Raw genomic sequence first — 3,887 nt, 5'->3', positions numbered from 1 at the left:
TAATTTAGCATTTAAATTGTGAAAATTGGAAAAAATCTAATAAATTTTTAATGAAGAAAAATACATATCCAATGAAAATAACGTCAATTTTTCTAGACTATCTTTTTCAATAAACATGGTCAGTGTGAAAGATGTAAATCCAATGAAGAAATCTAGTATTAGTAGTTTGGTATTAACAGCCTGTATTTACAGGTTGATAATATAAAAAAGATATAGGAGGTCGTCAAATGGCAACAAAGGTAAAAAAACGAATTACAGCATTAACTCTCATCTTTACCGTAATCCTGTCTCTATTCAGCAGTTTGGCTTCTGCCTCACCTGAAAAGGCAAAAATGGTAACAAAGGAACCGCCTTCAAAGGAGATTGTAAAAATTATTCCAAGTGAATCGAAAGTCTCGTTCTCTCTGTCTAAAGGCAAACACGTATTAAAGGCTGAAGCAGAGTATAAGGATGGTTCCAAAGCGGATGTTACAGCAGAAGGAAAATGGACTTCATTAGATGAGAAAGTTGTAAAAGTTGATAGTGGAGTGCTAACAGCTGTGCATGCAGGGTCTACACACGTACAATTCAGTCTTGGTAATGCGTTGTTAAATGTTGAAGTAAATGTTACTCAGAATGAGCGTGTTTTAGGTCAAAATGCAAATCCTTCAGAAGCGAAAACAATTGTATCGCTTGTTTTAGAAGCTAAACAAATTACCTACATAGATGAAGGGCAAGAGCGTCCTATCGCTTTGAAAGCGTTTTATATCGATGGTTCGATGGAAGACGTAACTAAATTAGCTAACTGGGAATCAAGAGATCCTTCAATTGCATCGGTTGAAAAAGGTGTATTAAAAGGGATATCAAATGGTAATGTTGCAATGAAAGTAACTTACGCAGATTTTCCACAAATAAACTTCTTTGCTTCGATAAGGGGTATTCCTGATGTTGATGCGCTGTACCTTTCGGCTGACATGTTTAGGTTAGAAACCTCTCATGAGCCGGTTCAAGTAAATGCCAATATAAAGAACACCTGGGGGGATGGAGCATATACATGGAAAGATGTTACTTCTTCAGGAAGTTGGACAACGACAAATCGTAATGTTGCTACCGTTAGTAAAGATGGTCAGATTACCCCAGTTGGAATTGGCCAAGCATATATATATTTTAAATATGATAAGTTGGTTGGTGCTGTACTTGTTAATGTTGTTAAGCCTACAAAGCTTGTAACTGATGAACCTTCAGTTGAATTATTGCCAGGTCAAAATTGGCCTGTTAATTTAACCGAAGTGTTCACTAACGGAATATCAGAAGGTGGTGTGTATTTACGTGAAAATGTAAATCCTAATGATGTCAAATGGACCGTCGATGATAACAGCATTGCAACGGTTACTGATTCAGGATATATCATTGGACGTAAGACCGGTAAAACTATTGTGACAGCTTCCTATCGATCAGATGTTCTTCCTCCAGTTAAAATTGAAGTTACTGTCACCAATAAGCTTACTACTCCAAGAGTGATTGGTTTGACAGCTTCTCCATCAAATCTCTCTTTAGGTGCAGGAGATGAAGCGCTAGTTGCAATAACAGCGATTTACAGTGATGGAAGCACGGAGGATGTCTCAGGTTCCGTTGAATTTTACTCTGACAATGAAAAAGTAGCTTCAACTCAACGAAAATTTGGTGAAGCACCTAAGGTTATTGGTAATATGAGTGGCTCAACTGTTTTTCATGCAATCTATAATAATGGTCGTAACACTGTAGATATCCCGGTGGCAGTCAAGGATAAAGACGGTCAGAAGCAGGTTCCAATCCCTGAATCAATTTCTGTTACACCAGATATGAAAAATATGGTAGTAAATCAACAGCAGCAATTAGAGGTAAAAACGACCTATTCAGATAGATCAAATTCGACTTCATATGCGGTATATAAATCATCTAATCCTGATGTTGTTAAAGTAAATAAGGCTGGCCTGCTTTCCGCTGTAGGCACTGGTACAACAATCATTACCGTAGATAGCTCTGGATACTCAAAGCAGGTTTCAATTGTCGTTTCAAATGAACCATCTAAAGATTTTGCAAATAAAATTGTTGATCTGATTCCTAGTGAAAATGACATCTCCTTTAGTTTATCTGAGCACACGCATTCGTTCTCTGTAAAAGCAAAATATAAGGATGGTTCAACATCTGACGTTACATCAGACACAAGATTCACATCATTAGACCCAGACAAAGTTACAGTTAGGAATGGTGTTTTTACAGCAGTAGCAGAAGGAACAACACAGGTACTTATCGATTACGGCACAAGCACAAAAATCTTGAATGTTTCAATCCTTTCTGGGAATGATGCATCAATTAAAGATTTAAAAATTGAGTCCTTACTTGTTTCCTCATTGGATGTTGTTGTTCAAAAAGATAAGCTTTATCCAGTACATGTTTTTGCTCAATACAATGATGGAACTCAAAGGGAAATATCGAACTCAATCCAGTGGACAACAGAGGATCCTACAATTGTAAGTGTTAAAGACGGAAAATTTATTGGAATGAATACTGGAAAAACGACGGTTAGTGCAACAATTGCAGGTTTCTCTTCTATTAAAATTCCAGTAAAAGTACAAGATCAAGCCGGACCAGTAAATTTAGTAGGAATTGTTAGCACGGGGATGGTATTACAGCCTGAAGCAGGATCGCTAGTAGATGCGATATCTGGTACGCACAATGGGATGTTATTACACCCTGAAGCAGGAACTGTTGATGCAAATGCGTTTGCTGAATATACAGATCATAATATAGTTCAGGTTGATACAGAAGGAAAATGGGAATCTTCCGACGAAAGTGTAGCAACCGTTGACCAGAACGGGGTCATTACATGGGTCGGCCCTGGTGAAGCATACATCTGGTTCATTTATGGAAATATGAGAGATGCTATTTGGGTAAGAAACACTAAGCCTGTAAATTTATATTGGGCTGAAAACGATAAATGGACAACTAGCAATATAATGTTAGAACCTAATAAGTCCACTGACATCTCAATTAATGGATACTTTGGTCATCAACGCAGAGATGGAAATTGTGATTGTTATAATCTTAATTATAAAGCAAAATTCACGGTGGCGGACGAATCGGTTGCAACGATTTCTGCTGATGGACATATCATCGCTCACTCTGTTGGAAAAACGACAATAACTGCTACTGTTTTTGGAATGTCAGCGACAATTGATGTTGAAGTTGTAGCAAAGTACCCTACATTTACTAGGGGAATAAGTTCTTCGCCGGGTTATATCGTAACTTCATCAGGCTCAACAAATGAGGTATTCATTAATGCTATGTCCAGCGATGGAACGATAAAAAACGTTACAGCTGATGTCAAATGGATTAGTTCCAATCCGGAAGTAGCGGAAGTGACCGCTGAACATAAGATTCTAACGAAGTCTGAAGGAGCCACTGTTATCATTGCGGAATATGACGGATTTAAAATTATTATTCCTGTTATAGTTAAACCAAATTAAATTATGTCAATTTTGAACGATTGATGATGGGATGAATTCGCCGCAATATTCAAAATGAAAAGCCAGAAATTTGTGGCCATCCCCCCCAAAAAGTTGAGAAGTAAAAAAAAACGGGAGCCGTTTCTATCGAAATGACTCCCGTTTTTTTAGTTTCATACTTTATATTGTTCACTAATACCTTATCACACTATTAAAAACGACAGACCTGACATGGGTCTATTTTTTATTAATTTATTAGATTAGAAAGTATGAGAAAGGTCTTTAGCTCGGGCAATCGCATTTTCTTTTAACCTTTCCCTTTGTTTTATGTGAATATTTTAGTTTGAATTAAAAATGAAACAATAGAAATGAATTCATAACTCTCAATTTCTATTGTTTTTAATTCGAGATAATTTGATA

1 protein-coding gene is annotated in these 3,887 nt (G+C 36.8%); it reads left to right on the top strand.

Features of this window, described 5'->3' with window-relative positions:
* Positions 1 to 227 precede the first annotated feature (227 nt).
* Positions 228 to 3,488 (top strand): Ig-like domain-containing protein, encoded by a 3,261-nt coding sequence (locus V7161_RS26710; RefSeq protein ID WP_335715836.1) that lies wholly within the window; start codon positions 228 to 230, stop codon positions 3,486 to 3,488.
* Positions 3,489 to 3,887 lie beyond the last annotated feature (399 nt).

This window comes from Neobacillus drentensis (assembly GCF_036965425.1).
Taxonomy (GTDB): domain Bacteria; phylum Bacillota; class Bacilli; order Bacillales; family Cytobacillaceae; genus Neobacillus; species Neobacillus drentensis_F.
The sequence above is the reverse complement of the archived record's forward strand: the minus strand, read 5'-3'. Positions and strand labels throughout refer to the sequence as shown.